The 6,103-nt window shown below is 53.7% G+C and carries 5 protein-coding genes and 1 tRNA gene; 5 read left to right on the top strand and 1 reads right to left on the bottom strand.

Annotated features, from left to right (window positions below; all coding sequences use genetic code 11):
- The first annotated feature begins 226 nt into the window (after nt 1-226).
- Nucleotides 227-299, top strand: a tRNA-Lys gene (locus tag HMPREF2625_RS09760).
- Between the two features lie 113 nt (nt 300-412).
- Here the strand turns inward: HMPREF2625_RS09760 and HMPREF2625_RS09755 are convergent.
- Nucleotides 413-931, bottom strand: coding sequence for a hypothetical protein (locus HMPREF2625_RS09755; RefSeq protein WP_004004954.1), 519 nt, complete (start codon nt 929-931; stop codon nt 413-415).
- Nucleotides 932-1,464: 533 nt separating this feature from the next.
- On the opposite strand from HMPREF2625_RS09755, the gene HMPREF2625_RS09750 reads away from it, so the two are divergent.
- The 4 genes from HMPREF2625_RS09750 (at nt 1,465) to HMPREF2625_RS09735 (ending at nt 6,089) form a co-directional block, all read left to right on the top strand.
- Nucleotides 1,465-3,285 (top strand): acetolactate synthase large subunit, encoded by a 1,821-nt coding sequence (locus HMPREF2625_RS09750; protein ID WP_048755218.1) that lies wholly within the window; start codon nt 1,465-1,467, stop codon nt 3,283-3,285.
- Entirely contained in the window at nt 3,285-3,785 is a 501-nt protein-coding gene (ilvN, locus tag HMPREF2625_RS09745) for an acetolactate synthase small subunit (RefSeq protein ID WP_004004952.1), read from the top strand. Before HMPREF2625_RS09750 ends, ilvN begins: the two co-directional genes overlap by 1 nt.
- A 158-nt stretch (nt 3,786-3,943) precedes the next feature.
- The gene (gene ilvC, locus HMPREF2625_RS09740) at nt 3,944-4,972 is read left to right on the top strand and encodes a ketol-acid reductoisomerase (protein WP_048779010.1); all 1,029 of its coding nucleotides are present in this window, start codon (nt 3,944-3,946) and stop codon (nt 4,970-4,972) included.
- A 307-nt stretch (nt 4,973-5,279) separates the two neighbouring features.
- Nucleotides 5,280-6,089: a YwqG family protein gene (locus HMPREF2625_RS09735; RefSeq protein WP_246826780.1), complete on the top strand. Its 810-nt coding sequence runs from the start codon at nt 5,280-5,282 to the stop codon at nt 6,087-6,089.
- Nucleotides 6,090-6,103: the final 14 nt, after the last annotated feature.

Here is a 6,103-nt window from a genome sequence, read left to right as displayed (position 1 = left end):
CTTAATCAATGGGTTCTGGGTTCGAGTCCCAGGGGGCGCACAAAATAAACCCCGTCGGTTATGGCGGGGTTTTGTTGTATACCATGGTGATTTGCAGTCGTGATGCTGGACGTCGATGTTCGCCAAAATCGCTGACTACAGCCGTATTCGTAAGTTGCAAAACGCGCTTGATGCTCGTATAGTATTTATCTGTTGCCGTTGCGAAGCTGCAATATCTGTTACCTAAGCGCCTTTAGCTCAATTGGCAGAGCAATTGACTCTTAATCAATGGGTTCTGGGTTCGAGTCCCAGAGGGCGCACAGAATAAACCCCGTCACTATCTGTGACGGGGTTTGCTTTTTATACAGTCCGGCTGGATTAGTGTATATGCATTATCCGAGACAGCCCTGTATGGTACAGGCCGCTTAAGAGCCTAGAGAACAGGCCAGCGTGAGGTTACAAACTCGCGGAAAGCAGAGACGTCGCGACTCTGGTTGAGAACACCGGTCCCGTGAATGGTGGTAATCTCAGGCGCATCCTCAAAAATAAGCAGGAAAGAGCTGCCGTTCACCGATTCAATAGCCACCGAATGTTCACCTACCCGGTATGCGTGCAGCGCATTTGTGTTATCAATGGTGGATGCGGTGCCAGCAGGCGTAACATCTGGCATGCGGATAGGGGCGATAATAACCTCGTCAGGAACCTCTTGGTAGCCCACCAAAAAATGCTCCTGCATAGGTTCTTGGTGTTGGTCGATATCGGGGTTGCGGTAGATGGCGCTTCCGGTAGCGTAGACCAAGTCGTAGGCCCCATAGTTAATAATCTGCTCATCGAATGCAGGGTGGAGTACCTTGATAAGCTGTCCTCCCGTAAGAGCCTCGGCGCTCTGTGGTTGGTTAGACTGCTCCGGTGTAGGGGAGGGTGAAGCAGCCAGGTTTTGCGAGTCGGTCATGTACTCATTTTACCGGCGAAGGCGTTCTACGTCACTGCATCACGTCACATATTTACCTGGGGGATTTCTGGAGCTCGCAGATTACCGCAAGAATCAATTATTGTCTGTGCCGGTGCTGACCTGAGTTAGGCTCTCTTGGAAGCTGGGAATACAACAGGATGTCCTACAGAGCCGGGTAAGCGCTCGAAAATATATCGAAAGTACACGCAATGCGAAGAAATTAGAGAAACTCTCATAAAAACGGCGTGGAAATTTGACTCACGACATCAAGAGCGAGACTATATAAAGGTGCAAACACGCAAGACACAGCAAATTCTTAGCCTTATCGTCGTCGCCTAGGGCGCTTCACAAGGTAGATTTTCTGTGAATAGAATGTGCGCCCTTCGCAACACCATAGCGAAGGGTATTTTTATAGCTAAAGGCGCCCGACCGGAGCCTACAGCGAGCGAAACAGTGCGTAAGATACCCGAACAGGCGGGTTTCATGCGCATCTGTCGAGAACTAGAAAACAATACAAACGAGGCATCATTATTATGACCACGGGATTTTCGATTAACTCCGCGGGTAGTGGGCAGGCTGAAGAAAAAGCCCCTGCTGCCGAACGCATGACCGGCTCGCAAGCGATTATTCGTACACTCGAACTTTTGGGTGTTACCGATGTCTTCGGTCTGCCAGGTGGCGCAATTCTGCCCACCTACGACCCTCTGATGGATTCTTCCAAAATTAACCACATCCTCGTTCGTCATGAGCAGGGGGCAGGGCATGCAGCTCAAGGGTATGCAACTTCCACCGGCAAAGTCGGCGTGTGTATTGCAACATCAGGGCCGGGCGCCACAAACCTGATCACCGCGATTGCGGACGCCAATATGGACTCCGTTCCGCTGGTAGCTATCACCGGTCAGGTTTCCACCAAACTTCTGGGCACCGACGCCTTCCAAGAAGCGGATGTGGTGGGCATGACCATGCCGATTACCAAGCACTCCTTCATGATTTCTGATCCACAGGATATTCCGCGTGCGCTCTCTGCCGCGTTCCATATCGCCTCCACCGGACGTCCCGGCCCCGTGCTCGTGGACATCACCAAGGATGCGCAGGTCGGTATGATGGAGTTCAACTGGCCTCCCAAGGTTGAGGTGCGTGGGTATACCCCCGTAACCCGTGGTCACTCCAAGCAGATTCGTGAAGCGGCCAAGCTCATCAGTGAATCCAAACGTCCCGTGCTGTACGTTGGCGGCGGTATTATCCGCTCCGGTGCATCCGAGGAGCTGGCAAAGCTCGCCGAAATTACCGGGGCTCCCGTGGTGACCACGTTGAACGCCCGTGGTGCTTTCCCAGACTCCAACCCGCAAAACCTGGGCATGCCTGGTATGCACGGCACCGTTCCCGCCGTGTTCGCTATGCAGAAATCCGATCTGCTGATTACTCTAGGGGCTCGTTTTGACGACCGTGTGACCGGTAAACTCGACTCTTTCGCCCCCGAAGCCAAGGTCATCCATATTGACGTAGACCCGGCAGAAATCTCCAAGATTCGCTTCGCAGACGTGCCGATCGTGGGTGATTTGCGCTATGTGCTCCCCGAACTCAATGAACTGCTCTCCACCGAGTTCGCCAACAAGTTGCCGGATTTGGGGCAGTGGTGGGTTGAACTTGATACCATCAAGAACGACTACCCCCTTGGGTACACCAAGACCGATGATGGTTTGGGATCCCCCCAGCACGTATTGGAGCGCCTGAGCGCCCTCACCGGCCCCGATGCTTTCTACGTGACCGGCGTAGGACAGCATCAAATGTGGGGCGCACATTTCATCGGCCAAGAGAAACCACGGCATTTCCTCAGCTCAGCAGGACTCGGCACTATGGGATACTGCGTTCCCGCCGCTATGGGCGTGAAAGTTGCCAACCCAGACTCCGTTGTGTGGGCTATTGATGGTGACGGTTGTTTTCAGATGACCAACCAGGAACTTGCCACCTGCGCACAGAACAACATTCCCATCAAGGTTGCCGTGGTCAATAACTCCTCGCTGGGTATGGTGCGTCAGTGGCAGGCACTCTTCTACGATGGTCGATACTCCAACACCCACCTGCGCACCGGGCACGGAACCGACCGCATCCCTGACTTTGTGAAGCTTGGCGACGCCTATGGATGCGCCACTTTCCGCTGCGAGAGGGACGAAGATGTGGACGAGGTTATCAAACAAGCGCTCGCTATCAACGACCGTCCCGTGGTGATTGACTTTACCGTGAGCCCCGATGCCATGGTGTGGCCGATGGTGCCCGCCGGTGTATCGAACGACCTCATCCAAATCGCTAAAAACACGTCACCCGATTTCGGTCGAGAAGAGGGAGAAAACTAATGAGCCTGCACACCCTATCCGTTTTAGTTGAAGACAAACCCGGTGTGCTCTCACGCGTGACCGGTTTGTTCTCTCGCCGCATGTTCAATATTCAGTCTTTGGCGGTGGGTCCCACTGAGGTTCCCGACGTTTCGCGCATCACAATTGTTGCTGATGGCGAGCCTGAGACTTTGGAACAGCTCACTAAGCAGCTCAACAAGCTGATCCATGTGCTTAAGGTGGTGGAGCTAGCCCCAGAGACTTCAACACAGCGTGATCACATCATGGTTAAGGTCAAGGCGGATGCCGCCGCTCGCCTGCAGGTTGTGCAGGCCGCTGACCTTTTCCGTGCTTCGGTTATTGATGTCTCTACCGAGTCCGTGGTGATTGAGGCAACCGGTTCTCCCGAAAAGCTCAACGCCTTGCTTGATGTTCTCGAACCCTACGGAGTGCGAGAGATCGTGCGTGCTGGAACCATCGCGCTCTCTCGTGGTCCGCGTTCCATGAGCGAACGTATCTAAGCACCAAAACCCTGTCAGGATGCGGGAAGCGTTGCCCGTGGTTTGATACTTCCCGCATCCTGAGATTTATCACAGAACGCCCATGAGCGGCGCCACGTCTAGTAAACTTAACGCCTGAGCCTGAGTTCGGGCTAAACCTATTATTTTGAGGAGACAAAATGGCAGCAACCATTTTCTACAACGACGATGCAGACCTCGCCCCAGTCCAGGGACGTACCGTTGCGATTATCGGTTATGGTTCTCAGGGACATGCACACGCTCTGAACCTGCGTGATTCTGGAGTCAAGGTTATTGTTGGTCTGGCTGAGGGCTCCAAATCCCGCGCTAAGGCTGAAGCAGAAGGTCTGCGTGTAGCTACCGTTGCTGAAGCTGCAGCTGAAGCGGACCTCATCATGATTCTGACCCCGGACCAGGTACAGGCTCAGGTCTACAAAGAGAGCATTGAACCTAACCTGAAGCCCGGCGATGCTCTGTTCTTCGCACATGGCTTCAACATTCACTTCGGGTACATCACCGTTCCCGAAGGCGTGGATGTAGCTATGGTTGCGCCGAAGGGTCCCGGCCATACCGTACGTCGTGAATATGAAGCAGGTCGTGGTGTGCCCGCTCTCGTTGCCGTTGAGAAGGATCCGTCCGGTAAAGCTCTGGATCTTGCTCTGTCCTACGCTAAGGCACTCGGTGCAACCCGTGCAGGTGTTATTAAGACCACTTTCACCGAAGAGACCGAGTCTGACCTCTTTGGTGAGCAGGCGGTGCTGTGCGGTTCGCTCTCACAGCTGGTTCAGTACGGTTTCGAGGTTCTTACCGAGGCAGGATACCAGCCTGAAATTGCATACTTCGAGGTTCTGCACGAACTCAAGCTCATTGTGGATCTGATGATTGAGGGCGGTATTGCTAAGCAGCGTTGGTCCATTTCCGACACCGCCGAGTACGGCGACTACGTCTCCGGTCCTCGCGTGATTTCTCCTCAGGTCAAGGAGAACATGAAGGAAGTTCTCGCCGATATCCAGAACGGCGCCTTCGCAAAGCGCTTCATGGACGATCAGGCCGCAGGCGCACCCGAGTTCAAGGAACTGCGTGCTAAGGGCGAGTCTCACCCGATTGAAGCTACCGGTCGCAAACTGCGCGAGCTGTTCTCGTGGAACACTGTTGACGATGACTATACCGAAGGTTCGGTGGCTCGCTAAGCACTAAGCTACTAGCGTTTCTGGGGGTGTCTATCATGATGGTAGGCACCCCTTCGTGTGTGCTTGGTCTTTGAGATATTTACGGCGACTAATAGCAATGCTCTGGAATTTCTTTCCTATTGTATATACCACCTACCTGAGTGGCTGGATCTATATGGTGCTGTTCCTGCTACTGGACAAAATAGGTAATGACGAAATCGGTTGTGTATTGGCTCGGGAAGGTGCTCTCATTAAACCAGGGCGCAGGCGGAAACACCTGCACAACCCAGCAATGACCATAGATAGAACCGTTAAAGGAGGGTTCCCCGTGAGCGATATTGTTGAGAAAGCTGCTGCCCTTGTTGAAGAGCTCTATGCCGAGAACCCATTACCCACTATTGGGATTAAGCCATCTGAGGCTGCTGAGCCGCTGCCGGTGACCGTCTCGAAGTTCGGGGGAGTGCCGTATCTTCCCGTCGGCGTGGAGGCACCCACCGATTCAGATGGGGTGCCGATGGGCATGGTTGCGCAGATTAACTGTACTGAGCTGCCTGATAATCCCATTTATCCGCCCACCGGCATGGTGCAGTTCTGGGTGAGCACAAACGCAGGGTGGGGGATAGATAAGGAAGAGAACCACCGTGTGATCTACTATCCTCAGCTGGGTGAAGCGAACCCGGATGCGGTAGCGACTTGTGAAGATCATGAGCGGGAATTCTGGTGGCCTATCAAACATGAGTGTGCACTCGAATTTACGACGCTTGGACGCGAAATATTTGCCCCGAACGATTCGATAAATCACCCGCTGGTTGAGAAATGGAACCAGGCATACCCGGAACAGGCCATTACGAGTCTTGATGACTTTGATGTGTATGATGTGGAAGATATTGAGGATTTTACTGGTTCAGGGGACTACTCAAGGCTTGGTGGGTTACCGCACTTCATGCAGGGCGATCCACGCCGTAAATACCCTGAAAACTCTGATATTCGCAGGCGTACCGTGAACTTGTTAACGATGGATTCGTATGGGAACACGGTGCTCTGGGGTGATGTTGGTACAGCGAACTGGCTGATTGCCCCGGACCGGTTGGCAGCCCGTGACTTCTCGCAGGTCTTCTATGAGTGGTCATGCGGCTAGCGGGCTCGGCGCGC

The sequence above is a fragment of the Rothia sp. HMSC064D08 genome (assembly GCF_001809525.1).
GTDB lineage: Bacteria > Actinomycetota > Actinomycetes > Actinomycetales > Micrococcaceae > Rothia > Rothia dentocariosa.
This window is presented reverse-complemented; position numbering and strand designations above follow the sequence as displayed.